Annotated in this window: 26 protein-coding genes and 1 tRNA gene; 16 read left to right on the plus strand and 11 right to left on the minus strand. The window is 72.1% G+C overall.

All coding sequences use genetic code 11. The annotated features are described in order from the left end of the window. Window positions 1–77: 77 nt before the first annotated feature. Both ndk and ACQEVB_RS13270 read left to right on the plus strand, forming a co-directional pair. Entirely contained in the window at window positions 78–488 is a 411-nt protein-coding gene (gene ndk, locus ACQEVB_RS13265; RefSeq protein ID WP_432969749.1) for a nucleoside-diphosphate kinase, read from the plus strand. Between the two features lie 30 nt (window positions 489–518). Beyond that, complete coding sequence (locus ACQEVB_RS13270; RefSeq protein ID WP_432969752.1) at window positions 519–1,796, plus strand: MFS transporter; 1,278 nt, start codon at window positions 519–521, stop codon at window positions 1,794–1,796. Here the strand turns inward: ACQEVB_RS13270 and ACQEVB_RS13275 are convergent. Next, window positions 1,754–2,485 (minus strand): VIT1/CCC1 transporter family protein, encoded by a 732-nt coding sequence (locus tag ACQEVB_RS13275; protein ID WP_432969754.1) that lies wholly within the window; start codon window positions 2,483–2,485, stop codon window positions 1,754–1,756. The genes ACQEVB_RS13270 and ACQEVB_RS13275 overlap by 43 nt on opposite strands. Window positions 2,486–2,526: 41 nt before the next feature. Then, window positions 2,527–3,162 carry a TetR/AcrR family transcriptional regulator gene (locus ACQEVB_RS13280; protein ID WP_432969757.1) on the minus strand — a complete coding sequence of 212 codons (636 nt, stop codon included), beginning with the start codon at window positions 3,160–3,162 and terminating at the stop codon, window positions 2,527–2,529. A gap of 50 nt (window positions 3,163–3,212) precedes the next feature. Between ACQEVB_RS13280 and ACQEVB_RS13285 the strand changes: the two genes are divergently transcribed. The 3 genes from ACQEVB_RS13285 to ACQEVB_RS13295 are packed head-to-tail and all read left to right on the plus strand — an operon-like array spanning window position 3,213 to window position 5,067. After that, window positions 3,213–3,827: an NAD(P)-dependent oxidoreductase gene (locus ACQEVB_RS13285; protein ID WP_432969760.1), complete on the plus strand. Its 615-nt coding sequence runs from the start codon at window positions 3,213–3,215 to the stop codon at window positions 3,825–3,827. Window positions 3,828–3,847: 20 nt separating this feature from the next. After that, window positions 3,848–4,321 (plus strand): MauE/DoxX family redox-associated membrane protein, encoded by a 474-nt coding sequence (locus tag ACQEVB_RS13290; protein ID WP_432969763.1) that lies wholly within the window; start codon window positions 3,848–3,850, stop codon window positions 4,319–4,321. Next, window positions 4,318–5,067 carry a DsbA family protein gene (locus ACQEVB_RS13295; RefSeq protein WP_432969766.1) on the plus strand — a complete coding sequence of 250 codons (750 nt, stop codon included), beginning with the start codon at window positions 4,318–4,320 and terminating at the stop codon, window positions 5,065–5,067. The genes ACQEVB_RS13290 and ACQEVB_RS13295 overlap by 4 nt, the downstream gene beginning before the upstream one ends. Here the strand turns inward: ACQEVB_RS13295 and ACQEVB_RS13300 are convergent, their stop codons facing one another. Together ACQEVB_RS13300 and ACQEVB_RS13305 are read right to left on the minus strand one after the other, a co-directional pair. Continuing rightward, window positions 5,068–6,159 carry an alpha/beta hydrolase family protein gene (locus ACQEVB_RS13300; protein WP_432969769.1) on the minus strand — a complete coding sequence of 364 codons (1,092 nt, stop codon included), beginning with the start codon at window positions 6,157–6,159 and terminating at the stop codon, window positions 5,068–5,070. It abuts the gene before it with no gap. Then, window positions 6,063–7,076 carry a TolB family protein gene (locus tag ACQEVB_RS13305; protein ID WP_432969772.1) on the minus strand — a complete coding sequence of 338 codons (1,014 nt, stop codon included), beginning with the start codon at window positions 7,074–7,076 and terminating at the stop codon, window positions 6,063–6,065. The genes ACQEVB_RS13300 and ACQEVB_RS13305 overlap by 97 nt, the downstream gene beginning before the upstream one ends. A 64-nt stretch (window positions 7,077–7,140) precedes the next feature. Between ACQEVB_RS13305 and ACQEVB_RS13310 the strand changes: the two genes are divergently transcribed. After that, window positions 7,141–7,213 (plus strand) — tRNA-Ala (locus ACQEVB_RS13310). Between the two features lie 472 nt (window positions 7,214–7,685). Here ACQEVB_RS13310 and ACQEVB_RS13315 read toward each other — a convergent pair. Next, on the minus strand, window positions 7,686–8,504 hold the full coding sequence (locus ACQEVB_RS13315) for a GntR family transcriptional regulator (protein WP_432969775.1): 819 nt from the start codon (window positions 8,502–8,504) through the stop codon (window positions 7,686–7,688). Between the two features lie 112 nt (window positions 8,505–8,616). On the opposite strand from ACQEVB_RS13315, the gene ACQEVB_RS13320 reads away from it, so the two are divergent. From ACQEVB_RS13320 to ACQEVB_RS13340, 5 genes are read left to right on the plus strand one after another with little or no spacing between them, the layout of a single operon-like run. Next, window positions 8,617–9,891 (plus strand): MFS transporter, encoded by a 1,275-nt coding sequence (locus ACQEVB_RS13320; protein ID WP_432969778.1) that lies wholly within the window; start codon window positions 8,617–8,619, stop codon window positions 9,889–9,891. Window positions 9,892–9,899: 8 nt separating this feature from the next. Then, window positions 9,900–10,865 (plus strand): NAD(P)-dependent oxidoreductase, encoded by a 966-nt coding sequence (locus ACQEVB_RS13325; protein ID WP_432969781.1) that lies wholly within the window; start codon window positions 9,900–9,902, stop codon window positions 10,863–10,865. After that, a complete protein-coding gene (locus tag ACQEVB_RS13330; RefSeq protein ID WP_432969784.1) occupies window positions 10,847–12,229 on the plus strand; it encodes an acyclic terpene utilization AtuA family protein in 1,383 nt (460 codons plus the stop codon). The genes ACQEVB_RS13325 and ACQEVB_RS13330 overlap by 19 nt, the downstream gene beginning before the upstream one ends. Then, window positions 12,222–12,557 carry a DUF4387 domain-containing protein gene (locus tag ACQEVB_RS13335; protein WP_432969787.1) on the plus strand — a complete coding sequence of 112 codons (336 nt, stop codon included), beginning with the start codon at window positions 12,222–12,224 and terminating at the stop codon, window positions 12,555–12,557. The genes ACQEVB_RS13330 and ACQEVB_RS13335 overlap by 8 nt, the downstream gene beginning before the upstream one ends. Continuing rightward, the gene (locus ACQEVB_RS13340) at window positions 12,554–13,363 is read left to right on the plus strand and encodes an alpha/beta hydrolase (protein ID WP_432969790.1); all 810 of its coding nucleotides are present in this window, start codon (window positions 12,554–12,556) and stop codon (window positions 13,361–13,363) included. The genes ACQEVB_RS13335 and ACQEVB_RS13340 overlap by 4 nt, the downstream gene beginning before the upstream one ends. A gap of 193 nt (window positions 13,364–13,556) precedes the next feature. Here ACQEVB_RS13340 and ACQEVB_RS13345 read toward each other — a convergent pair whose 3' ends face one another. Further along, entirely contained in the window at window positions 13,557–14,039 is a 483-nt protein-coding gene (locus tag ACQEVB_RS13345) for a MarR family winged helix-turn-helix transcriptional regulator (RefSeq protein ID WP_432969793.1), read from the minus strand. Window positions 14,040–14,100: 61 nt separating this feature from the next. On the opposite strand from ACQEVB_RS13345, the gene ACQEVB_RS13350 reads away from it, so the two are divergent. The 3 genes from ACQEVB_RS13350 (at window position 14,101) to ACQEVB_RS13360 (ending at window position 16,576) form a co-directional block, all read left to right on the plus strand. Continuing rightward, entirely contained in the window at window positions 14,101–14,760 is a 660-nt protein-coding gene (locus ACQEVB_RS13350; RefSeq protein WP_432969796.1) for a DsbA family oxidoreductase, read from the plus strand. A 14-nt stretch (window positions 14,761–14,774) separates the two neighbouring features. Next, window positions 14,775–15,623 (plus strand): LLM class flavin-dependent oxidoreductase, encoded by an 849-nt coding sequence (locus ACQEVB_RS13355; protein ID WP_432969799.1) that lies wholly within the window; start codon window positions 14,775–14,777, stop codon window positions 15,621–15,623. A 317-nt stretch (window positions 15,624–15,940) separates the two neighbouring features. Then, window positions 15,941–16,576: a TetR/AcrR family transcriptional regulator gene (locus tag ACQEVB_RS13360; RefSeq protein ID WP_432969802.1), complete on the plus strand. Its 636-nt coding sequence runs from the start codon at window positions 15,941–15,943 to the stop codon at window positions 16,574–16,576. Here ACQEVB_RS13360 and ACQEVB_RS13365 read toward each other — a convergent pair. The 5 genes from ACQEVB_RS13365 to ACQEVB_RS13385 are packed head-to-tail and all read right to left on the minus strand — an operon-like array spanning window position 16,554 to window position 22,900. Next, complete coding sequence (locus ACQEVB_RS13365; RefSeq protein ID WP_432969805.1) at window positions 16,554–18,305, minus strand: ABC transporter ATP-binding protein; 1,752 nt, start codon at window positions 18,303–18,305, stop codon at window positions 16,554–16,556. The two genes, ACQEVB_RS13360 and ACQEVB_RS13365, sit on opposite strands and share 23 nt — an antisense overlap. After that, complete coding sequence (locus tag ACQEVB_RS13370; RefSeq protein ID WP_432969808.1) at window positions 18,302–20,041, minus strand: ABC transporter ATP-binding protein; 1,740 nt, start codon at window positions 20,039–20,041, stop codon at window positions 18,302–18,304. The genes ACQEVB_RS13365 and ACQEVB_RS13370 overlap by 4 nt, the downstream gene beginning before the upstream one ends. Continuing rightward, a complete protein-coding gene (locus ACQEVB_RS13375) occupies window positions 20,038–20,844 on the minus strand; it encodes an ABC transporter ATP-binding protein (RefSeq protein WP_432969811.1) in 807 nt (268 codons plus the stop codon). The genes ACQEVB_RS13370 and ACQEVB_RS13375 overlap by 4 nt, the downstream gene beginning before the upstream one ends. Before the next feature lie 17 nt (window positions 20,845–20,861). Beyond that, window positions 20,862–21,878, minus strand: coding sequence for a FecCD family ABC transporter permease (locus ACQEVB_RS13380; RefSeq protein WP_432969813.1), 1,017 nt, complete (start codon window positions 21,876–21,878; stop codon window positions 20,862–20,864). Further along, entirely contained in the window at window positions 21,875–22,900 is a 1,026-nt protein-coding gene (locus ACQEVB_RS13385; RefSeq protein ID WP_432969816.1) for a FecCD family ABC transporter permease, read from the minus strand. Before ACQEVB_RS13385 ends, ACQEVB_RS13380 begins: the two co-directional genes overlap by 4 nt. A gap of 54 nt (window positions 22,901–22,954) precedes the next feature. On the opposite strand from ACQEVB_RS13385, the gene ACQEVB_RS13390 reads away from it, so the two are divergent. Then, entirely contained in the window at window positions 22,955–23,896 is a 942-nt protein-coding gene (locus tag ACQEVB_RS13390) for an ABC transporter substrate-binding protein (protein ID WP_432969819.1), read from the plus strand. 214 nt (window positions 23,897–24,110) lie between these two features. Beyond that, on the plus strand, window positions 24,111–25,124 hold the full coding sequence (locus ACQEVB_RS13395) for an MFS transporter (protein ID WP_432969822.1): 1,014 nt from the start codon (window positions 24,111–24,113) through the stop codon (window positions 25,122–25,124). The last annotated feature ends 46 nt before the right edge of the window (window positions 25,125–25,170 follow it).

Raw genomic sequence — 25,170 nt, forward strand, 5'->3', positions numbered from 1 at the left:
GATCATATTCCTATATGGGAATGTGTCAACGACCGCCCGCGGGGGACCAGGCTCGATGCATCGCTACGCTGTGTTGCGTGACTGAACGCACTCTGGTCCTCGTCAAGCCCGACGGTGTCGAGCGCAAGCTCGTCGGCGAGGTGCTCTCCCGGATCGAACGCAAGGGCCTCACGATCGTCGCGATGGACCTGCGGCTGGTCAGCCAGGAGGTGGCCGCGCAGCACTACGCGGAGCACGACGGCAAGCCGTTCTTCGGTTCGCTGCTGGAGTTCATCACCTCGGGTCCGGTGCTCGCCGCCGTCGTCGAGGGGCCGCGGGCGATCGCCGCGTGGCGGCAGCTCGCGGGCGGCACCGACCCCGTCGAGAAGGCCACGCCGGGCACCATCCGCGGCGACTTCGGCCTCGAGACGCAGTTCAACCTGGTCCACGGGTCCGACTCGAGCGAGAGCGCGGAGCGCGAGATCAAGCTCTGGTTCCCGAACCTCTGAGGCGTTCCGCCGCCGACGTAATGTCGGGGGGTGCAGTCCCGTGATCGGCTCCCCGCAGGAATCTGGGTCCTCGTCGGCGGCGCGTTCCTCGTCGCCGTCGGGTACGGGATGGTGGCGCCGATCCTGCCGGTCTTCGTCCGCAGCTTCGACGTCGGGATCACCGCCGCCTCCCTCGTGATCAGCGTGTTCGCACTGTCCCGGCTGGTGTTCGCCCCGATGTCGGGGCGGGTCGTCGGCCGGTTCGGCGAGCTGCCCGGGTTCGTCGTCGGCGTCGCGGTCGTGGCCGCCACCAGTGCCGCCATGGCGTTCGCGGCCGCCTACTGGCAGCTGCTGGTGCTGCGGGCGGTCGGCGGCATCGGCTCCACGATGTTCACCGTGTCGGCGCTGTCGCTGCTGGTGCGGCTCGCGCCGCCGGCGCTGCGCGGCCGGGCGTCCGGCTGGTGGGCCACCGGGTTCCTGCTGGGCAACATCGCCGGCCCGATCCTTGGCGGCGGGCTCGCCGAGCTCGACCTCCGCGCCCCGTTCCTCGTCTACGCGGGCGCGCTGGTCCTCGTCATCCTGATCTGCGGGCCGTTGCTGCGCGGACGTGCCGCGGAGCCGGTCGGCACCGGGGAGGTGCCGGTGCCGCCGGCCCGGTTCGTCGACGCGGTCCGCGCGCCCGCCTACCGCTCGGCGCTGATGGGGAGCTTCGCCAACGGATGGGCCGTGTTCGGGGTGCGGGTCGCGCTCGTGCCGCTGTTCGTCGTCGAGGTGCTGGGCCAGCCCGGGTCGTGGAGCGGGGTCGCCCTCGCCGTCTTCGCGGCCGGCAGCGCAGCCATGCTCGTGCTGTCCGGACGGGTGGCCGACCGGTGGGGCCGCCGCCCGCCGATCCTCGCCGGGCTCGCCGTCTCCGCCGCGGCCACGGCCGGGATCGGGATGGTCACCGATCCCGCGTGGTTCCTCGTGCTGAGCCTCGTCGCCGGGCTGGGCAGCGGCTTCCTCAACCCGCCGCTGAACGCCGTGGTCGCCGACGTGATCGGTGGCCGGGCCCGCGGCGGCACCGTCCTCGCCGGCTTCCAGATGGCCGGCGACCTGGGCGCCATCGTGGGCCCCGTGGTCGCGGGCCTGCTCGCCGAGTGGGCCGGGTTCGGCGCTGCGTTCGGCCTGACGGGCGCGGTCCTCGCGGTGGGCCTGCTCGTCTGGGCACGCGCGCCCGAGACACTGCCGACGCGGTCCACCGCAGCCGGCGACGCCGTCGTCAGCTGCGCGCCCGACGACTGCCCCCGCTACCCGGAGACACCCACCCCGATCAGCAGCCCGACGAGGTAGGTCGCGCCCGCCGCGAGCGCGCCGAACAGCAGCTGCCGCACGCCCGCGAACAGCCACGACCGCTGGGTGAACCGCGAGGTCAACGCGCCGAGGACGAACAGGCCCACTGCGCCGACGGCCAACCCCGTCCACAACGCTGAGGCGCCGAGCAGGAACGGTATGAGCGGGATCACCCCGCCCACCGAGAAGCACAGGAACGACGAGATCGCCGCGGTCCACGGCGAGGGGCTCTCCTCAGGGTCGACACCCAGCTCCTGCGTGATGTGCACGCGCACCGCCAGCTCCGGGTTGCGGTGCACGTCGCGGGCCACGGCCTCCGCGGTGTCGGCGGACAGCCCCATCTCCTCGTACATGGCGGCGAGCTCGGCCTGCTCCGCCTTCGGATGCCGCTTGATCTCGTCCCGCTCGACCGAGACCTCGTGCGCGACGGCCTCGTTCTGCGTGTCGACCGAGGCGAACTCGCCCAGCGCCATCGAGAACGCGCCGGCCACGAGCCCGGCCATGCCCGTCAGGATGATCAGCTCCCGGTCCGCGCCGCCACCGCCGACGCCGGCCACCAGCCCGATGTTGGTGACGAGCCCGTCCATCGCGCCGAAGACGGCGGCCCGCAACCAGCCGCCCGACACGTCGGAGTGGTGGTGGTCCGCCACGTGCTCGGCGAACTCCGCAGGCCCGGGCGTCTCGGTCATGGCGGAATCGTAGGCCGGACCTCCGGTGACCTCGATCCCGGTCAGCCTCGCCTGACCTGCGGTGATGCTCGCCTCTCCAGCCCGTCGAGCAGCACGCCGAGCTTCCACGCCGCCCTCGTCGCCGGGTCGCCGTCGGTGAGCACCGTGGCGATCTCGGCCAGTGCCGGGTACGACTCGACGTCGTCGACGCGCGGTGCGCCGCCGGTTCGGTCCTCCAGCGCGGCGGCCGCGATGTGCTTCCCGAGCAGGTCGACCGCCCACGCACACTGCAGGGCAGGCAACCCGGCTGTGCGGAGCAACCGCACCATCTCGTCGATGACGCGCAGCGCCGCCGGGCCCGGCGTCCCGGTCAACCCGACGACGGCGATGTCGCCGCGAGCGGCCAGGGCTGCGGCGGTCCGCTCGACGAGCAGCTCCAGCCGATCCCGCCAGCTCCCGTCCGCGGACGTGGGGAGCTCGACGTCGGCCACGGCAAGGTCGTGAGCGGCGGCCACCAGCTCGTCGCGGTCGGCGACGTACACGTAGAGCGAGGCGGCGGCCGTGTCGAGCTCCCGGGCGACCCGACGCATGGTGACCGCGGCGATGCCGTCCGCCGTGCAGACGGCGAGCGCGGTCGCGACGATGCCGGCGCGGCTCAACGCCGGTCTGGCCGGACGGGTGCGTGCGCTGGAGGCCATGCCGGCGAGCGTACAGTGTTCGTAACTAACGCTGTTCGGTGGAGGATGCCGTGGTCAAGGTGGTCGTCTTCGGTGCGGGCGGACGCACCGGTCGGCTCGTCGTCGAGGAGGCCGTCGGCGCCGGACACGAGGTCGTCGCGGCCGCGCGCGGGCCATTGGACGTCCCCGGTGTGCGGACCGTGCGGGTCGACGTCCGCGATGCCGATGCGGTCACCGCCGCGCTGGCCGGGCAGGACGTCGTGGTCAGCGCGGTCGGGCCGGCGAGGCGCACGGCGGACGGCCTGTACTCCGCGGCCGCCGGCACGATCGTCGCGGGCATGGCGGCAGCCGGGGTCGACCGGCTCGTGGCCGTCACCTCCAGCGGAGTGCGTGTCGACGACCCGCACCACCCGTGGTGGTACCGGCTGCTCGCGCGCACCGCCATGCGGGAGGCGTACGGCGACATGCGCCGCATGGAGGAGATCGTGCGTGCGAGCGGCGTCGACTACACGTTCGTGCGGCCGGCCCGGCTCGTCGACGAGCCGGGTACGGGCACCGTCCGGGTCGTGGACGGTGCCAACCCGCCGGGCGGGCTGCGCGTGACCCGCGCGGACCTCGCCCGCTTCGTCGTCGAGGAGCTGACCGCCCGGCAGTGGTCGCGGGCGGCGCCGACGATGGCCGAATGACCCGTCGCTAGGCTGAACGTGTGAACGGCCGCGCGCTCGACGTGATCGGCACGCTCGCGCGCCTCGGGCTCGCCGCGGTGTGGCTGGTGTCCGGCGGCATCAAGGCGGCCGACGCCGGCCAGACCTACGTCGCCGTCCGCGCGTACGACGTCCTTCCGCTCGACGCCGTCGGCCCGGTCGCCGCCGTTCTGCCGTGGTTGGAGCTCGCCCTCGGGCTGTTGTTGCTGGTCGGACTGGGTGTGCGTGCCGTCGCCGCGGTGTCGACGGCACTGCTGCTCACCTTCGTCGCCGGCCTCCTGCAGGCCTGGGCGCGCGGCCTCGCGATCGACTGCGGGTGCTTCGGAGGTGGCGGTGCCGTCGATCCCGACGCCACCGCCTACGGTCTGGAACTGCTCCGCGACGCCGGCTTCCTGGTGCTCGCGGTCTGGCTGGTCGCTCGGCCGCGCACGCTGGCCGCGCTGGACGGGATCGTTGAGGGAAGGACGGCGACATGAGCGGCGGGGCGCGCAACGCGAAGCGACGGCAGCAGGCGGAACGGGAAGCCCGGCTCGCCGCAGCCGGGATCCGGGTGCCGCAGTCGAAGGCCGACAAGAACCGCGTGCCGATGATCGCGGCCGGCATCGTCATCGCGCTCGTCGTCGTGGTCGCGGGCGGGTGGTACTGGTTCAGCACCCGCCCGGTGACGCCGACGTTCACGGCCACCGCGTCCGGCGCCGTCGTCACCGCTGGTACGGGTCCGGTCGTCATCGACGTCTACGAGGACTTCCTGTGCCCGGGCTGCCTCGCGCTGGAGAAGCGCGACGGCAACAAGATCATCACCGCGCTCAACGACGGCAAGCTGACCGTCAAGTACCACATGCTCGGCCTGCTCGACGCCCGCACCAAGCCGGCGGGCTACTCCACCCGCGCCGCCGACGCGTCCCTCTGCGCCGCCGCTGCCGGCATCTACGGCGCCTACCACCAGAAGCTGTTCAACGTGCAGCCCGCGGAGAACAGCGCCGGTCTCACCGACGACCAGCTCGTCTCCTACGGCACCGACCTCGGTGCCGGTGCCGACTTCGCGGCATGCGTGAAGGGCACCAAGAACGACGCCGCGATCAAGAAGGAGACCGACGCCGCCACGAGCGCCGCCGGCCTCAAGAACCAGGGCGTGTTCGGCACCCCGACCGTGGCGAAGGACGGCAAGCGCATCGACATCAACGCATCGGGCTGGCTCGACACGGTGCTCGCCGGGAAGTGATCACTCCGCGCGGGACGGGTGGTCCCAGCTGATCGTCGGCCGGCGCCCGCCGAGGTGCCGGCCGAACCAGTCGAGGATCAGCTCGGCGCGCTGCACCCGGTGCCGCGGCGATCCGCTGCGCGACAGCTCGTGCCCCTCCTCGGGGAACCGCCAGTACTCGACCTCGCGACCGAGCTGGCGCAGCGCAACGAACATCGCGTCCGCCTGCTCGACGTGGCAGCGCAGGTCGTTCTCCGAATGGATGATCAGCAGTGGGGTGGTGATGTCGCGCGCATACGTGACCGGTGAGATGCGCCGGTAGACCTCCGGGGCCTCGACGTGGCTCACCCCCAGCTCCCAGCGGAACCAGCCAGCCGCGTCCGAGGACCACTCCTCCGACTCCATGTTGTTCACCGCCCGCTCGCTGCACGCGGCAGCGAACCGGTCGGAGTGCCCGATGAGCCAGCTCGTCAGGTAGCCGCCGTACGAGCCGCCGAGCACGCCGACCCGGTCCCGGTCGAGCACCGGCTCCCGCTCCAGCACGGCGTCGAGCACGGCGAGCACGTCGTCGGCGTCGATGCCGCCCCACCCGGTGCCGGGAAGGACCTCGGCCTCCGGCGGCCGGATGGCCTGCGCGAACGCGTCGGTGTGGCCGCTGGAGCCGTGCGGGTTGCAGTAGACGACCGCGTAGCCCGCGCCGGCCCACAGCTGGAACTCGTCGAACCACGTGTTGCCGTACTGCGTCATCGGTCCGCCGTGGATCGACACCAGCAGCGGGACGCTCGCCGGGTCCACCGGCTCGTGCGGCCGGATCAGCCACGCGTCGATGTCGCCGTCGCCGGCGGGGGAGGGCACCCTGAAGTGCTCCGGCTCGGCGGGCGGCACGTCGGCGTGGAACGCCGCGTTCAACGCAGTGAGCTGCCGCTCCTGCCCGCCGACGAGCACGTGCAGCTCCGGCAGCGCCGTCGGCGAGCCCGCGGTGAACGCGAGCGTGCCGCCGGCGAGGTCGTAGCCCGTCACGACCCTGGTGCCGCCGACCACGACCTCGGCGTCCCCGCCGTCGACCGGAACCCGCAGGACGTGGGTGGCGCCGTGGTCCTCGATGGCGAACACCGCTCGTCGCCGTCCCAGATGGGGGCGCGTGAACCCGGGAACGGCGCGCACTGGCGGTCGATCCGCTCGGTCGGCACGGCCACCCGAGCGCCGCTCTCCACGTCCAGCACCACCACGTCCGCGTGCGTCGGCACGACTCGCGGGTCGGTGACCAGCGCCGCCACCCGCGAGCCCGCCGGGTCGAACGCCGGCGACATGTACGCGAACCCGTCCTTCGTGATCAACCGGGGAGTGGTCCCGCCCGTCAGGTCGACGGCGTACAGGTCGGTGCGCCCGTCGAGGTCCCAGCCGTCCTCCCGGCCCGCGGAGACCACCAGCGAGTTGCCGTCCGGCGCCGACACCGGGTCGCTGTGGTCGAACGGACCGTCCGCGACCTGCACCGGAGCCGTCGACCCGTGCGCCGCCACCACGAACACCCCGGCCGGCCGGTCGATCGTCCAGCCCACCCCGTCCAGCCGGGAGAACAGGCGATCGATCCGCCGCGGCGGACGCGCCCGCTCGTCGTCGCCGTCCGCCCAGCGCCGGCTCCGCTCCCGCGACACGAACGCGATCCGCGTTCCGTCCGGGGAGAACGCCGGCGCCCCGATCGGCTCCGGCCGCACGCACAACCGCACCGTCTCGCCCGGCCCGTCCACCGGCAGGACGTGCAACGAGCTCTCCGTCGCATCCAGCCCCCGCCGGCTCGTGAACGCCAACCGCCGCCCGTCCGGCGACCACACCGGCGACCCGTCGGTGTGCTCGCCCGAAGTGACCGGGAACGGCGGCACCGACCCGTCGACGTGCGCCAACCACACCGCGCTGCGGTAGGTGTTGGCCGCGAGATCCACGCGCGTGACGACGAACGCGACCCGCGTCCCGTCCGGGCTGACACGAGGGGAGCTGACCGAGACAGGGCGCCCGATGTCGGCTGGCTGCATGCCCCGACCGTAGGGGACCCCCGTGCAACCCGTGGGAGGTTTTCGTGTACCGTTCGTCGGGCAAGGGGCTGTGGCGCAGCTGGTAGCGCACTTGACTGGCAGTCAAGGGGTCAGGGGTTCGAGTCCCCTCAGCTCCACCCTTCGCTGATCGATCTTCGGTTCACCGTTCCTGCAGTTCACGCCGTGTGCGTGCTGCTCTTGTTGCGCGGTGGCTGGGCGCGCCGTTGCCGCTCGAACGCGGCGATCATGGGTCGGACTAGCTGTACCGCCTCGCCGAGGGCGCTGGGACAGGGTCGCGACCAACCGGCGGATGGTGGTCGGGCCGCGTCCGGCGGCGAGTTGGTCGTCGATGGATCGGGCGACGTGGAGGTGGTTGAGCTTCTCGAGCCGTGCGCGCCAACGCGGTTCTGTGCCCGGATGTCACGGACGTGGTGCGGATGCGGCGCTCCGCGGACATGCGCTATCTGGGGCAGGGATCGGGGATCGAGGTCGAGCTCCCCGAACTGGACCTGGCCCGCGGCCGACTCGCGGCCACGGTGTGGGACCGGTGCCGGCTGCGGGCCCGGCACGGCACTCACCGGGCCGGCGGTGTTCGAGGAGCGGGAGTCCTCATGCGGTTTCGGGCCGGAGTGCCGGATCCGGGTCGACGGCGATCTGACCCTGCTCGTCGTCGTGGGGCGGTGACGGTCGTGCCGGGCTGCCGGTGGTCGTCGACGTGGCCGGCGCGGCGAGCAGATCTCCCAACCCGCCCCGGGCGTCCTCCAGGACGAGCGCCTCGGCCGCCACCGGGTCGCCCGCCCGCAACGCCCGGACGAGCGCGCGATGGCTGCCGTAGCGCTCCAGGCCGAACTTGTCGTTCTCGGCGATGCGTTCGATGAGCCGGGCCCGCCGTTCCGGCCAGGAGAACACGCGAGTCTGGTCGAGCAGGCGGACCAGGACCGGGTTGTGGGCGCAGGCCTCGACGACCTCGTTGAAGCGCTGCATGGCGTCGAGCAGTCGCTCCACGTGCCGGGCCACGTCCTGGCCTGCCTGCTGGCGCTGCTTGACGAGGATCAGCAGGTCGTCGGCGTCGTCGAGCACGGCGTCGAGGAGGTCCAGCTGTTCCGGGGACGCGTGTCGCGCGGCGAACCGAGCCACCATCCCGCGAAGTGCCACCTCGACCTCGGCGAGGTCGTGGATCGCGGCGTCTCCGACGGCGGACACCTGAACCGTCCGTGGTCCGGTTCGTTCGAGGAGACCGTCCTGCTCGAGCCGCCGGACGGCCTCCCGCACCGGTGTGGGGCTCACCGACAGCCGCTCGGCGAGCCCGCGTTCGGTGACCTTCTGCCCCGGCCGCAGCTCGCCCGTCGCGACCGCGTCGCGGATGGAGCGGTACGCGCGGTCCGCCAGCGTGTCGGCCACCAGGCCCTTCAACGTCTCCCGTGCCACAGCCTCACCCTATCTGCCATGGCAAAGACGGTTTGCAACTATTGACGGTCAAGCTATAGCAAAAGTACGGTGGTGCGCGCCGCCCCGGCGACGAGGAGAGGGAAGGTGCTGCATGACGACGACGTCGAGCACACAGCGCGCGTCGACGGGCCGGATCACGGTCCTCGTCGCCCTGGCGGTCTTCGCGCAGGAGTCGACGTGGAACCTCTACGACTCGCAGGTTCCACCGCTGCTCCGCGAGCACATCGCCAGTGCCGCGCTGATCGGTCTCTTGATGGGCATGGACAACGTGCTCGGCATCTTCGTCCAGCCGTGGATGGGCAACCGGTCGGACCGCACGCGCACCTCGTGGGGCCGGCGCATGCCGTACCTGCTCGTCGGAATGCCCGTGGCCGCGCTGCTGTTCGTCCTCATCCCGCACGTCGCGGGCTCGTTGCCGCTGCTGATCCTGGTCATGTTCGGCTACGCGCTGGTGGCGAACTCGTTCAAGCCGATCGCCGAGTCCCTGCTCCCGGACTTCGTCCCGCCCGAGCGGCGGAGCCGGGCCAACGCGGTCGTCAAGATCGCGGCCAGCCTCACCGTGATGGTCGCGGCGCTGATCAGCATCTTCCTGATCGACACGTATCCGAAGCTGTCGTTCGGGATCCCAGCGGTCCTGATGGTGGTGTCGCTGGTCGTGCTGGCGGTGAACGTGCGGGACAGCCGGTCGCCGGCCTACCGGAGCGCCGTGGAGGAGGACCGCGAGCAGCGCGGCGCAGCGGCACCCGCCGCGCGGGTGCGGGACACGGTGCTCGACATCGTACGAGACCGGGACCGCAGCCGGTTGCTGCTGATGGTGTCCATCCTCCTCTTCGGCGGTGCGTGGGCTGCCTCGCGGGCGCTCATCACGCCCTACGGCATGGAGGTGCTGCACATGTCCCGCGGCGAGGCGGGCGGCGTGACCCTGCCCAGCGGAGTGGCCTTCATCGTCGCTGCCTATCCGGTGGCGAGGCTCGCCGAACGCTTCGGCCGGCTGCGGGTGATGGCCGTCGGGATGACGGTGTTCGCGGCCGGCATGGTGCTCGCCACCGTGGTGGCGACGCCCGCCGGCGTCGTCACCGGCCTGTGCGTGGCGTCAGCCGGTGCGTCCTCGTTCCTGGTCAACGCGGTGGTCGTGCTGTGGAACCTCGCCCCGTCCGACCGCGTGGTCGGGACCTACACCGGGCTCTACACCGTCGGCTGGGTGAGCGGCGGCTTCCTGGGGCCGGCGGTGGTCGGCGGTCTGGTCGACCTGACCGGCTGGCCGATGCTGCTGCTCCACGTCGCGATCCTCGCGCTCCTCGCCGTGCTGGTGGTCGCACGCGTCGGTGCCCTGCAGCGCCGCTCGGGCGCGAGTCGTCCGCTGTGAACGAGCGCGTGCTGATCACCACGGACTACCTGCGTCCCGGCGACGACGTCGACCGGTTCCTGACGCGTGCCGGGTTGCAGACCGTCCATTCGCCGATGGTCAGCCGGCGCGATCCCGACGAACTCGCCGCGGCCCTCGTCGGGATCGACGCGGCCCTGGTGGCCAACGAGCCGTTGACGGCCGCTGTCCTCGCCCGCGCGTCGCGGCTGCGGGTGATCGTGCGGACAGGCGTGGGTCACGACTCGGTCGACGTCGCCGCGGCGGCCCGACTGGGGATCACGGTGAGCAACCTGCCGGGGATCAACGCCAACGCCGTGGCCGAGTACACCCTCGGTCTGCTGCTCGCGGGGGCTCGGCGGCTCGTGCAGTCCGCGCAGGGCGTGGCGCGGGGTGGCTGGCCGCGCGAGGACGGGCACGAGCTGCGGGGCTCGACGCTAGGGCTGATCGGCTACGGCGCGTCGGCGCGGGCGGTGGTGCCGCTGGCCCGCGCGTTCGGCATGGACGTAGTCTGCGCGACGAATCTGCCGGCGGAGCTGCGGGATCCCGGTGTCCGGTTCGTCGAGCTGCCGGAGCTGCTGTCGGTCTCGGACCACGTCTCGGTGCACACCGCACTGACCGAACGGACCCGCGGGCTGCTGGACGCGACAGCGTTCCAGCGGATGCGGCCGACCGCAATGTTGGTGAACACCGCGCGCGGCGCCATCGTCGACGAGGACGCGCTGGTCGCGGCGGTGCGGGCGGGTGAGATCGCGGGCGCCGCGCTCGACGTCACGGCCGAGGAGCCGCTGCCGTCCGACAGTCCGTTGCGCGGCGTGGACGGGATCGTCGTCTATTCCCACATGGCCGGGCAGACGGCCGAAGCACGTGCCGCCGCGGCCCTGCGCGGCGCCGAGGAACTGGTGGCCGCCCTCGCGGGCCGGGCGCAGTTCGTGGTGAACGGAGTGGAAGAAGGAACATGGACACCGAACCGGTGACGTCCGTCCGGATCCTGTCGCCGAGCGGCATGCTCGGCGCGGGCTGGGACCACGCGACGATCGAGCGCGGCATCGCCCTGGGGGCCGACGTCATCAGCATCGACGCCGGCTCCACCGACTCCGGTCCCTACTACCTGGGGTCCGCGTCGCCCAAGACGGCCGCCAAGGCGGTGGCCCGTGATCTGCGCAGCCTGCTGACTGCCGCCGCCGGCGCGGACATCCCCGTGATCGTCGGCTCCTGCGGCACGAGCGGAACCGACAGCGGCGTCGACTGGGTCGCCGGGATCGCCGCCCAGGTGATGGCCGAGGAAGGCCTGGACCTGGCGGTCGCGCGGATCTACAGCGAGCAGAACGCCGCCGACCTGAAGGAGCACCTCGACGCAGGCCGGATCCACCCGCTGCCGCCGCTGGGCGAGCTGCAGGCCGAGACGCTCGAGAGCTGCACCCACATCGTCGGCGCGATGGGGCACGAACCGATCGTCGACGCGCTGCGCGCCGGCGCCCAGGTCGTGCTCGCCGGCCGTGCCACCGACACCGCGGTCGCGGCCGCCTACCCGCTCATGCGCGGGATGCCCGCCGGGCCGACCTGGCACGCCGCCAAGATCGTCGAATGCGGTGGGCAGTGCACGACCAACCCCCGCGCCGGCGGGGTCCTCGCCACCATCGACGCCCACGGCTTCACCATCGAGCCGCTCGACCCCGCCGTGGCGTGCACACCGATCTCGGTGGCCGCCCACATGCTCTACGAGTCCGCGAACCCGTTCGAGATGCGGGAGCCCGCCGGCACCCTCGACGTCCGGGACGCGCGGTACGTCGCGATCGACGACCGGACCGTCCGGGTCGAGGGCTCGCAGTTCCACGTCGCCGACCAGTACACGATCAAGCTGGAAGGCGCCCGCATCACCGGCTACGAGACCATGTCGTTCTCGGCGATCCGCGACCCGTCCGTCCTCGCCGACATCGATGCCTGGGCGCAGCTGATGCGCACGATGATCACGCAGCGGGTGGGGCAGACCCTGGAACTGGCGGACGACGAGTACGCCTTCGACCTCCGCCTCTACGGCCACAACGCGGTGCTGGACGATCTCGAGCCCGAGACCGGGCCGCCGCGCGAGGTCGGCGTCATGTTGCTGGTCAACGCGCTCGACCAGGCGACGGCCACGGCGGTCGCCAAGGTCGCCAACCCGCTCATGCTGCACCTGCCGACACCGGGGATGGACTACCTGCCGAGCCTGGCCTTCGCGTCCTCCCCGGCCGAGGTCGAGCGGGGCGCAGCCTACGAGTTCGTGCTCAACCACGTCGTGGACTGCGCCGACCCGGCCAGCCTGTTCCGCACCGAGCTGGGGGCGAAGACCCATGCCTGACACCACGCTGGCCGATCTCGCCCACGAGGTCCGCTCCAAGAACGCGGGCCCGTTCTGGGTCACCATGGAACTGTTCATGCGGGACGCCGAGGGCTACCGGGTCGCCGCGGACGAGACCTTCCTGAACGAGCGGGTGATCGCGCAGCTCTACCGCGTCGACGAGCAGACGGTCCAGCTGTTCCGCATCCCGTCGCTCAACGTCGTGAAGATCTCCTTCCCGCGACCGGTGAGCCAGGGCTCGCTCCGGGACCGTGACATCCACGCAGGACAGCACCACGTTCCGCTCGCTCGCCTGCCGATCCCGCAGTACGTGGGGGAGCGCTCATGATCCAGGTCGCGGACCTGCCGGCCACCCACCCCGGCCGGCGGTTGCTGACCAAACGCACACCCTTCTTCGCCGCACCGGGCGAGCCGCGCTGCAGCTACTGCGTCTACGTGCCCACGAGCTGGACCGCGGAGAGTGAGCTGCCCGTCGTGGTGGCGGTGCACGGCACCGGCCGCAGCGTGGGAGAGCTGCGCGAGGGGTTCATCCCGTTCGCCGAACACCACCGCGTGATCGTCGTGTTCCCGCTGTTCCCGGTCGGCATCGACGATCCCGACGACGTCCACAACTACAAGCTCCTCGACGCCCACGGCATCCGGTTCGACCTGGTGCTGCTCGACGTCCTCGAGCAGGTACGGACACGGTGGAACGCCCGCGTCGACACCGTGCTGCTGTGCGGGCACTCCGGTGGGGGCCAGTTCGCCCACCGCTTCCTGTACCTGCACCCGGACCGGGTCGCTGCCGTCGCGATCGGTGCCCCGGGCGGTGTGACCGTGCTCGATCACACGCTCGCCTGGCCGGAAGGCATCGCCGACACCCGGGAACGGTTCGGGATCACCGTGGATCCCGCCGCGGTCGCCCGGGTGCCGGTGCTGCTCGTCATCGGCGGCGACGACGGGCGGGCCGACCTGGCCGCCATGGGCGACCACGGCCACAGTCGACCCGAGCAGCTCGACCGGCTCGCCGAGAGCCTGATCCACCACGGCGCGGCCGTGGAGAAGGTCGTGGTCCCCGGCGTGGGGCACAGCGCCGCGGGAACACGACCACCGGTCACCGACTTCTTCGCCAGGCACACGATCAATCGCCCCTGATCATAGGGGCCGCGCGCGAAGCACCGGTGCATCAGCAATTCCTGGCGCCGCTGCAGCAGCGCGACCCCCGCCGCGGCCGGCGCTGGACTCCGCTACGACACCGGGGACGGGCGCGTCGGGCCCCGGGCGTCGGACGGGTGCTTGATCGCGCGGTGGGTGAGTGTCGCGCCCATGCCGTCGCCGCCGCGAGGGGTCAAAGGCCGCATTCGAAGGCGGAGGTTCCGGGGTTGGCGTCGGCGAGCCGGTGCAGTGCGTCGGCGATGCGGCGCAGTTCGCCGGGGTCGAGGTGGTCGGCGAAGAACGTGGCCACGACAGCGTCGACCACGGGTCGGGCCGTCTCGAGGGCGTCCTGGCCGGCCGGGGTGAGTTCGGCCCAGGTGGCTCTGCGGTCGGCCGCGGACAGGGCGCGGGTCACCCAGCCGTTCTTGGTCTCCAGCTTCGTGACCAGCCGGGTCGCCCCGCTGCGGGAGATCATCAGCTCATCCGCGAGCGCGGCCATGCGCAGCCGTCCATCGGCCCGGTCCAACGCCGACAGCACCTCGTGCTCGAAGTAGGTCATCGCGGCCTTGTCCCGCAGCAGGTTGTTGAGGTGGGCGAACAGCAGCGAATCAGCGCGGAACAGCGCACGCCACGCCGTGGTCTGGTCCTGGGTAGCCCTGACTCGCCCGGTCTCCATGAGCGGGAAGTTTAGACCGCAATCGTTGACACGTGAATCGCGCTGATCGTACTGTGCATGAGTGAACCATTCACGCGTCAACGGTTCGGTGTGGGTCGAGATCTACGCCGACGTGTTGTGCCCGTGGAGCTTCATCGGCAAGCGGCGCCTGGACACCGCACTGAGCGGCCTCGCCGCCCGTGCCCGAGTGGCCGTGCGGTGGCGCAGCGTCGAACTCGATCCCCACCTCGGGCGGGTGCCCGGCCGGACGGCCGCGGAGGAGATGGCCGACCCGGCCTGGTGGGGAGACCAGGCAGCGTCCCGGATCGCGCACATCCAGGCGCTCGGCGCCGCCGAGGGCCTGACCTTGAACCTGCATCTCGCCCGGCCGGTGAACAGCTTCGACGCGCACCGGTTGCTCCAGTTCGCCGCCGATCACGGACGAGCCGACGCGATGGCCGAGCACCTCCTGCTCGCCTACCACACCGACGGAGCCGACATCGCCGATCCGCACGTCCTTCGACACCTGGGCGTACAGGTGGGACTGCCGGCCACCGAGGTGGCGGCGCTCGTGGCCGGTGACGCCTACGCCGCGCACGTCAGAGCGGACGAACGCCGCGCCGCCGAACAGGGCGCGACCAGCGTCCCCTCCCTGGTCGTCGACGGCAGGGGCCCGATCTCGGGGATCCAGCCACCCCACGTCCTGCACCGGCTGCTCACCGACGCCACACCGGAACGCTAGAGAGGGAAGTACGGATGGACATCGGGATCGGACTGCCCAGCCACGGCCAGTGGACCGACGGCCGCACCTTGGTGGAATGGGCGCGCCGGGCCGAAGCTCGCGGCTTCTCCACCCTCGCCGTCAACGACCGCCTGCTGTGGACCAACCCCGAACCACTGATCACGCTGGCCGCCGCGGCCGGTGCCACCACCCGGATCAACCTGCTGACCAGCGTGCTGCTGGCCCCCTTGCGAAGCAACCACGCGCTGTTCGCCAAGGCCGTGGCCACGCTGGACCACCTCGCCGGCCCGCACCGGTTGCGCCTGGGGCTCGCCGCCGGTTTCCGGCGCGACGACTACGCCGCCGGCGACGTCGACTTCGCGACCCGCGGCAAGCAGTTCACCGCGCTGCTCGACCGCCTCGACACCACGTGGCGCGACACACTGCGACCGGCCACCCCCGGCGGTCCTCCGCTGCTGTTCGGCGGCACCTCCGACGCCACCCTCGAACGCATCGCCACCCGCGGCAGCGGATGGGTCGCCGGCACCGCCACAGTGCCCGACCTCCAGGAATTCCTACTCCGGCTGCGGCACGCCTGGACAGCCAACCAGCGCACCGGCACCCCGCACGTCACTGCCTCGGCGATGTACGCGTTGGGCCCCGACGCCACGACCGCGATCACCAACGCGATCGGCCCCTACTACGCCTTCGCCGGACAACGATGGATCGACGAGGGCATCGCCGCCGCACTCACCACGCCCGACCGGATCCACGCCACCGTCGCCGACTTCGAACGCGCCGGCTGCAACGAACTGATCTTCACCGCCAACGACCCGGACCCGGAACAGGTCGACCTCCTCGCCGACTGCCTGTCCACCAGGTGAACCACGACCCGCCGAATCACCGTCCTGAGGTGAAGAAGCCGGCGACAGGCGCCGGCTGGTCGAAGTCCTTGGCCGGCGAGGGCGGTCGACCCTCGGGCACTGCGATGGCGTCCAGGTCTCGTCGATCGTCGTCGCGCCGGCATCCTGGCCGGCGGCCGACGCGGGCCTGCTGCGCCGTCGTGGTGTGCTCGGTGGGACGGATCGGCGTTGGCCCTGCTGGGACAATGCGGATCATGGCGACACCCGATGGCGAACCGGATGCAGATGATGCCTCCGGTTCAGCAGCCCCTCGCCGTCGACGTCGGCGGCGGGACGCGGTGGAGAACCAGGCGCGGCTGTTGGCGGCGGCGCGTGAGGTGTTCGTGGAGCGCGGGCTGAACGTCACGTTGGACGAGATCGCGCAGCATGCCGGGGTCGGGGTGGCGACGATGTACCGGAACTTCTCGTCGCGGTCCGAGGTGGTGGAGGCGGTGTACCGGGACCGCGCGGAACAGCTCGACAGGATCGTGGACGAGGCGTTGGCCCAGGAGGACTCCTGGGACGGTCTGGTGACCTACCTGGAGCGGATGAACGCGTTCATCGACGCTGATCGTGGGCTGCGGGCGGTGGTGATGACCACGCCGGAGGGTGCGGAGGACTTCGCGGCGGGTCGGGTGCGGCGCTCGCCCGGGGTGGAGCGGTTGATCGCCCGGGCGAAGCAGGACGGGTACCTGCGGCCCGATGTCGAGCGCTCGGACCTGTTCCTCGTCGACGTGATGGTCGATGCGGTGCGCGACTACACCGCGAACGTGGACGCCGAGCAGTGGCGGCGTTGCATGGTGGTGGTGCTGGAGGGGCTGCGGGCGCGGCCGGGGCAGGCGCCGCTTCCGGGGCGGGCACTGTCGCGGGACGAGGTCGCGGCGGCGATGCGGGACGTGGGTCGACGTCGGGCTATCGGTCGACGGCCGGGCTGAGCTCGGCGCCGTCGAGGTGCCATTCGGCGGCGGCTGCGCGGGCGGTCCAGAACCGCGCGTAGCGCCCGCCGGCGGAGAGCAGGGCTTCGTGGGTTCCGTCCTCGACGATGTGCCCGTCGTCGAGGAAGAGGATCCGGTCGGCGTGGCGGATGGTGTCGAGCTTGTGGGCGACGACGAGCACGGTCCGGTCACGGGTGAGGGCTGTGATGGCGGCCTGGACGGCGTTCTCCGTCTCGGGGTCGAGAGCGGAGGTGGCTTCGTCGAGCAGGACGATCGGGGCGTTCTTGAGCAGGGCGCGGGCGATGGAGACCCGTTGGCGTTCACCGCCGGACAGCAGCAGCCCGCCCTCGCCGACGGGGGTGTCCCAGCCGTGGCGGGCGCGGTCGAGGACGTCGTCCAGGCGGGCTGCGCGTGCGGCGGCGCGGAGCTCGGCGTCGGTGGCGTCGGGTTTGCCGAGGCGCACGTTCTCGGCGATGGTGCCGTGGAAGAGGTACACGTCCTGGAAGACGATCGCGATGCGGGACATCAGCTCGGGGGTGGCGATGTCGCGGACGTCGACGCCGCCGATGCGGACGGCCCCGGTGTCGGTGTCCCAGAAGCGGGCGACCAGCCGGGTGAGGGTCGTCTTCCCGCTCCCGGACGGTCCGACGAGGGCGGTGACGGTGCCTTCGGGCAGCCGGGCGGTCACGTCGGCCAGGACGGGGCGGTCGGCGTAGCCGAAGCCGACCCGGTCGAACTGGATGTCGTTGCCGGCCGGGGTGCTCGGGTCGGTCGGTTCGGGAAGGGGTTCGGCGTCGAGGATCGCGGCGATGCGGGCGAGCGCTCCGCGGCTGCGCTGCACGGTGGAGGCCAGCCCCACGGTCTCGGTCAGCGGTTCGATGAAGCGGACGATGAGCACCAGGAGCGGGAGGGCGGTGACGGCGGAGGCCCAGTCGGCGAGGACGAGGCCGGTGACCGCGGCGAGGACGAGGGTGAACGCCGTCTGCAGGGCGAGCGCGAACCCGACCCGGCCGGGTGTGGAGGCGCGCAGGACCTGCGCGGAGGCGTCGTGCTTGCCGGTGAGGGCGGCGTCGACGAGCCGGTTCGCGGCGCCGCTCGCGCCGTGGGAGCGCAGGACGGGCTGCAGGGCGGCGTACTCGATGATCCGGCCAGCGGCTTCGGCCTGGGCCGTGGCCTGGATCGAGTCGGCGATCGCGGAGAGCCGACCCGCCCAGCGGAACACCACGACGAGCGCCGGAATCGTGATCGCGGTGAGCACCGCGAGCCGCCAGTCGAAGAACACCAGCGCGACCACGATGGTCGCCGGCGTGAGCAGGCCGGTGACCAGTGGGCGGATCAGGTGGGCGGCGATGCCCATGATGCTCACGACGCCCTGGCTGAGGAGAGTGCTCAGCTGGCCCACGCGCTCGGCGGTGTACCAGCCCAGTGGCAGGGCGGCGAGGTGGTTGCCGATGCGGGTGTGCAGCGCGTACGACAGCGTCGAGCTGGACCGCAGCGCCGACCGCAGGCTCACCCCGTGCACGAGCCCGTAGAGCACCGACGCGGCGACGAGGACACCTACGGGCGGCCACACGCCCTCAGGGTGCGGGCCGAGCAGCGCCTCCAGGACAGGGGCGGTCAGGGCGAAGAGAGCACCTTGCGCGACGGCGTTGACGCTTTGCCAGACGACCATGCGCTGCACGGCGCGTCGGCTGTCCGGGTCGAGGATGCGCAGGAGTTGGCGGATCATCGGGATTCCTCCGTGATCGGTGTGGTCTGCGCTGTCCAGAGCCGGCGGTAGAGACCGTCCCCGGCGAGCAGGTGATCGTGCGATCCCTGCTCGACGATGCGGCCGCCGTCCAGCACGACGATGTGGTCGGCGCCGGCGATGCTGCGCAGCCGGTGGGCGATGACGAGCACGGTCTTGCCGCGGACGAGCCGGCTCAGCGCCCGCTGGACCTCGTTCTCGGATTCGGGGTCGGCGAAGCTGGCGGCCTCGTCGAGGACGAGGATGGGCCGGTCGGCGAGGAGGGCCCGGGCGATGGCGACCCGCTGTGCTTCGCCGCCGGACAGCAGCGCGTCCTGGCCGACGATCGAGTCGTACCTGCGCGGCAGCGCGCGGATCCGCTCGTGGATCTGCGCGCTGCGGGCGGCCGCGACGACCTGGTCGTCGTCGGCGTCCGGCCGGGCCAGGCGGATGTTCTCGCGGATGGTGTCGCGCAGCAGCCGAACCTCCTGGAAGACGAACCCGACGTGCCGGTACAGCTCCTCGCCGGGAATGGCGATGGCGTCCGCGCCACCGATGCGGATGGTGCCGCTGGTCGGGTCGAAGAACCGCGGAACCAGCCGCGCGAGGCTGGTCTTGCCCGCCCCGGACGGGCCGACCAGCGCGGTCACGGTTCCGGGCGCGAGGGTGAGGGTGATGTCGGTGAGCACGGGATGGTCCTCGGCGTAGGCGAAGTCGACGCGCTCGATCTCGACGGTGCGCCCCGTGACGGTCTGGGTCGGTGCGCTCACCTGGACGGTCGGTGTCGACAGCAGGGCCTTGATGCGGGTGGCGGCGAGGCTGCCGGCGCGCAGGTCCTGCTCGGCGTAGCTGAGTGCGAGCACGGGCGTGGACAGTCCGGGGCCGAGCACGGCGAACGCGAGGACGTCGATCCCGGACATCGTGCCGGCGGTGACGAAGACGCTCCCGAACACCAGGACGACCAGCAGCGTCACGCCGGGGGAGAGGGCGAGTTCGGCCAGCGACCGTGGTGCGACCAGCCCCGTGGTGAAGTGGCGCCATCCGGTGGAGAAGCGGCCGGCGGTGTCGGCGAAGCGCCGGTAGGACTGCTGGGACTGCCCGAACGCCTTCACGACCGCGACGCCGGCGACGAACTCGACGGCGGTCTGGTTGATCTCCTGCATGATCGGGAACATGGCCGCGTAGCCACGTTGGAACCGCGTCCCGGCCCGGCGGAACCCGACGATGCCGAGCACCAGCGGGACGAGGGCGATCGACGCGAGCCGCCAGTCGACGGAGAAGAGATAGCCCAGCGCGAGAAGCGGCGCGACGATCGCGGAGGTCAGCTCCAGCGCCGAGTGCGCCACGAGGTGATGCAGCGCGTCCACGTCGTCGCCCACGGCCTGCTTCACCGCGCCGGACGAGCGTGCGTCGAACCAGCCGAGCGGGACCCGTCCCAAGCGATCGACCAGCGCGCGGCGGATGCCGAGCTGGAGGTCGTTCTCGGCGTAGTGGCTGATCGTGTTGGCGAGGATCGCGAGCAACAGCCGGACGATCACCGCGCCCGCCGCGATCCCCACGATCGCCGAGGCACGACCGGGGTCGGGATCGGGGGTGAGGAGGGTACGGCCGAGCTCGACGACGGCGACGAGCGGGACGACACCGACCGCGGCGGCGAGCGCCTGGATCGTGATCGCGCCGGCGAGGTGGAACCTGATGGGTCCGACGAGCGAGGGCGGTGTGTCGTGGGTGGCCGTCATGGCAGCACCACCACCGTCGGCAGCCCGTTCGCCGGGTGCGGGATGACACGAGCCGTGACCCGGTACACGTCGGCGAGCAGGTCCTCGGTGACGACGTCGCTCGGCGCTCCGTCGGCCACGATCCGGCCGCCGTCGAGGACGACGATGCGGTCGGCGTACTGGGCCGCCTGGCTCAGGTCGTGCAGAACCATCACCAGGCCGCGGCGCTGGTCGGCGTGCACCCGGCGGAGGAGGCGGAGCACCTCGGTCTGATGGCCCAGGTCGAGGTAGGTGGTGGGTTCGTCGGCGAGCAGCCACGGCGTCTGCTGGGCGAGCGCGCAGGCCAGCCACACGCGCTGGCGCTGACCGCCGGAGAGGGCGTCCACGGGTCGATCCACGACATCGTCGAGGCGGCACAGCCGGATCGCCTCGGCGATCACCTGTTCCCCCTCGGGATCACCGGTGCCGAACGGGCCGCGATGCGGGTAGCGGCCGTAGGACACGAGGGTGCGCACGTCGAGCGCGTCGGGGACCGCGGCGCCCTGGGCGATGAGCGCGAGTTGCCGAGCGCGGGCCTTGGCCGGCATGCGGGCGATCGCGGCGCCGTCGAGCAGGACCGCACCCGCCGACGGGGTCAACAGGTGGCACAGGGCCGCGAGCAGCGTGGACTTGCCCGATCCGTTCGGCCCGACCAGCGCGGTGACCTCGGTCGGGTGGAGATGGACGTCGAGGCCGTCGAGCACCGGCGGCCCGCCGTACCCGGCCGTGAGTCCCTGTGCGGCGAGCGGTGGCACCCGACGTGCGCCGGTCGCGATGGTCGACACTTCGACCAGGCTCTGACTCATCGAACAGTCAACTTTCGTGTGGTGAGCAGCCACAACAGGACCGGGATCGACAGCGGCGCGATCACCGCGCCGACCGGGAGTCCTGTGGCGCCTGCCCCGGGGAGGGAGAGGGTGGTCAGCTGTGCGATCAGGTCGGCGATCGGCAGGAGCGCTGCCGCGACCAGTCCGCCGGTCGGGACGAGCACGCCGGGGTGGCTGCTCCCCGTGACGTGGCGGGCGATCTGCGGCCCGACCAGCCCGAGGAACATCACCGCGCCCACGCCGAGCACCCCGCCCACGGCCAGCACGATCGCGCCGACCATGGCGACGGCCCGCACCCGTCGATGACCGACGCCGAGCGCGGCCGCGGACGGTGCGCCGAGGCGGAGCACGGCCAGTGGCCGGACCTGGCCGAGGACGAGGAGGAGCCCGGCGGCGGTCAACGCCGCGACCGGCGGGACGTCTGCGATGGTGCGCGCGTTGACCGAGCCGATCAGCCACCGCAGCACCTCCCACAGTGGCCGCCCGGCGAGCGCGAGCAGGCCCAGCACGAGAGCGGTCAGGATCGAGCCGACGAGGACGCCCGCCAGCGCGATCAGCTCCGAGTCCTGCCAGCGCCCGCGCACGGCCAGCGTGATCAGGCCCACCGCCGACAACCCGCCGGCCGCGGCGGCGAGCAGGACGACCGGCCGGCCCGTGGCCGCGCCGGCGCCGGTGGCGATCACGACACCCAACGCCGCACCGGCCGAGATGCCCAGCATCCCCGGCTCGGCCAGCGGGTTCCGCAACGAGCTCTGCAACGCCGCGCCCGCGCTGCCCAGCGCGATCCCGGACAGCATGCCGGTGAGGAACCGGGGCACCCGGAGATTCACGATCAGCGCGTCCACCGGGGACTGCGCCTGCCCAGTCACCACGTCAAGGGCCTGCCCAGGAGTGATCCCTGATCGGCCGATCAGTACCTGACCGATTCCGGCCACCGCGAGCACGACGAGGCAGGCGCCGCAGAGCACCACGATCCGCCGCGCGACGGTCATCCGGTCGACACCAGGCCCCGTGCCGGGGTGGTCCGCAGGCCGCGGAGCAGCACCAACAGCGCCGGTCCGCCGAGCACGGCGACCCCGACCCCGGCCGGGACCTCCTGGGGGTAGGCGATCAGCCGGCCCACCGTGTCGGCCGTGAGCAGCAGAAGGCCACCGACGACGGCCGTCGGCCACACCAGCGACATCGTGCCCTCGCGCCGCAGGACCGACCTGGTCAGGAAGGGTGCGAGCAGGGCGACGAACGGGACCGGCCCGCACGCCGCGACCACCGTGGCGGTCACCAATGACGACAGCACCACGACCTCGACGACGACCCGGCCGGGACGGATGCCGACACCGGCCGCGAGCCGTTCACCCGACCGGACCACGGCGGCCGCCCGCGCCAACGGCACGACGCACACCACCAGCACCACGGCCCCGACCAGAACCGGAGCCGCCATCGCCCAGGTCCGTCCGGCCAGCATCCCGAGGATGTAGCGGAACAGCAGGTTCGTCGACATCGATCCGCCGACGCTGATCACCGCGATCGTCAACGCGGTCAGACCCGCCGATACCGCTGCGCCGACGACGGCGAACCGCACCGGGTCACGCTGTCGGGCGGACAGCACCAGGACGATCAGGGAGCCGCCGAGAGCGCCGGCTAACGTCACCGCCGGTCCGAGCACGAACCCACCGCCGACGCCGGTCACCACCGTCACCACCATGACCAGCGCGGCGCCCGGCCCGGCCCCGAGCAGATCGGGACCGGCGAGCGGGTTGCCGAACACGTCCTGCATCAGCAGTCCGACCACGCCGAGCCCGCCGCCGGCGACGAGCGCGATCACCGCTCGAGGTGCCCGCAACTGCCACAGCACGACGGCCGCATCGTTCGACCCCGCCGACCACACGGCCTCGACCAGCTCGGACGGGGAGGTCTGCGGCGGCCCGAGGAGCACCGAGAGCAGCGCGAGGCCCAGCACCGCGAAAGCCGGGAGCAATGCCCGGCCGGCTCGTACCCAGAGCTTATGTGGAGTCATTATCTCCATTATAGTGCCTCTGATAATCATTGTCGATAACAGAGGACCCCTGCCGTGCCCCGCCTCCTCACGCTCGTCGTCGTCCCGACGCTGCTGGCCCTGGTTTCCTGCGCCGACCCGACGGGGCCGTCGACCGACACCGACGGCTCCGGCGCACCCGTCACCGTCAACGGCCCGGTCAGCCGCGTCGTGTGCCTCACCGGCATCTGCGACGACGCACTGCTCGAACTCGGCCTCGAACCCGTCGCCAGCCGCGAGGCCGGCGCTCACGACCTCCTCGCCCAGCCCGCGTTCCTCGGCCCCGACGCCGCCGCGAAGATCCCGACGATCGGTGGCGGCTTCGGCGAGGAGAACGTCGAGGACGTGATCAAGGCGCGCCCCGAGCTGGTGATCGGCCTCGCCGGCGTCCACGACGGGCTCCGACCCGCCGTCGAGAGTGCTGCGCCGCTCTACCTGGCCAAGGTGACCAAGTACCAGGACTCGATCGACTTCCTCACCTGGATGGGCGAGATCACCGGTCGGACGCACCAGGCCGCAGCGGCTGTCGAGCGGTTCCAGACCAAGATCGCCGCCGCGCGGGCGAACCCGTCGCCGCTGACCTCGCTGTCCCTGGCCGGCGTGGACGCGAACTTCGACGTCAGCACCGAGTCGTCGCTGCTGGGATCGATCCTCGGCCTGGTCGGGAAGTACCCCTGGCAGGAGACCGCGGGCGGGAGCCACGAGCCGGGCACCGCGACCTACTCGCTCGAGGAGATCCTGCGGACCGACCCCGACGTGATCTTCGTCAGCACCATCCAGGTCACGGCGGAACCACCGACACCGATCTCGTACGCCCTGGCCGACAACCCGGTGTGGGGCCGGCTCAAGGCGGTCCGCAGCGGCCAGGTCGTCGACACCGACGCACTCTTCTGGATCACCGGCCGCGGCACCCGCTCCCTCGGCATCGTGCTCGACCAGGCACAGCAGGAACTCGCCCACGCGCGGACCGGCGCATGACCACGCCACGAAACAGGAGGGATACGGACATGCAGAGGAATCCCGGGACACGACCGTCGACGGAGCCGGCCGCCGGCAGTGGGCTGCTGCTCCTGGCCGTTTTCGTCGTCGTGTGTCTGAACCTGAGGGTCGCGTTCGTCGGCGTAGCACCGCTGACGCCGGTGATGGACCTGGATCGGGTGACGGTCACCGTGCTGACGACGATCCCGCCACTGTGCATGGCCTGTTCGCGCCGTTCGGCGCCGCGGTCCGGGGCAGGCTCGGGGAGGAACGCGGACTCTTCGTGGCGATGGTCGTCCTGACCGTCGGGCTCCTCGTCCGCTCCACGAGCATGGCCGGGCTGTTCGCCGGCACCGTCGTCGCCTCAGCGGGGATAGCCGTGCTCAACGTGCTCACCCCGGTGCTGGTGCGCAAGCGGTTCGCGCCGAACCGGGTCGGCCCGATGATGGGGCTGTACGCGATGCTGATGGGCGCCAGCGCCGCTCTGACCGCCGCCGTCACGGTGCCCCTCTATCAGGCCACCGGCTCGTGGCAGCTCACCCTCGCCGTCGCGATCGTCCCCGCCGTGCTCGGGCTAGCGGTGCTGCCCACCCAGCTCCGCGTCCCCCGCACGCCTGCGCCGGCAGGGAACGCCGCCTGGGGTGGGCTGCTGCGCAACCCCACGGCGTGGGCGGTGACCGGGTTCTTCAGCATCCAGACCCTGCTGTTCTACACGATCGCCGCCTGGCTCCCCGTCGTCCTCGTCGCCGCGGGCACCGACGCCGTCTCGGCCGGCACGGCGTTCGCGCTCTGCTTCATCGGCGTCGCCGTCGGCGGCTTCGTCGGTCCGGCCTGGGCCGGACGCCGCGCCGATCACGTCTCCCCGCTCCTGGCCACGATCGCCTGCTGCCTCGTCGGGATCGTCGGGATCCTGCTCGCCCCCGCCGTCACCGCCGCGATCTGGTCGACCATCCTCGGTATCGGCCTCGGCGCCGGACAAGGCATCCCCGGCATCCTCTACGTGCGCCGCGCCGCGCACCACCACCAGACCGCTCAGCTGTCGAGCATGGCCCAGAGCATCGGCTACCTCGCAGCCGCGACCGGCCCCTTCCTCGCCGCGGCACTGCACAGCGCCACAGGAAGCTGGACCGCGCCGCTGATCGCCATGGTCATCCTGCTCCTCGGCAACGCAGCCCTCAGCCCACGCGCCGGCCGCAACACCATGCCACCCCGTCTTCGTGACGTGTAGCCCCGTGCCGTCGCGGGATGCAGAGCTTGAAGAGGCGTTATCCGCA

The organism is Pseudonocardia sp. CA-107938, from assembly GCF_050936315.1.
Classification (GTDB): domain Bacteria; phylum Actinomycetota; class Actinomycetes; order Mycobacteriales; family Pseudonocardiaceae; genus Pseudonocardia.